Genomic DNA, 246 nt, shown 5'->3' on the forward strand with positions numbered 1-246 from the left:
GGCCGGCTACTCGGGCGTGGACGGCGTGGCGCGCCGCCTCATGAAGTCCAACCCCCGCCTCACGCCCGACAAGGCCAACTGGCTCGCCAGCCACTGGTCGGTGACCCACGGGCATCCCGACGGCGGCGAGCGCTGGCAGATTCTTGGCGACCCGGCGCACAAGATCGTCAACGCCCACAGCTTCCGCGTCGACGAGACGCTGGCGCTCTACGCGCGCATCACCGCGCCGCTGCTGAGGGTCGAGGC

Annotated in this window: 1 pseudogene; it reads left to right on the forward strand. The window is 71.5% G+C overall.

Annotated elements, in window-relative coordinates:
* Nucleotides 1-246 (forward strand): annotated as a pseudogene (locus AC0IYU_RS34920) (alpha/beta hydrolase); the annotation flags it as partial.

This window comes from Variovorax sp. AC103 (genome assembly GCF_979254005.1).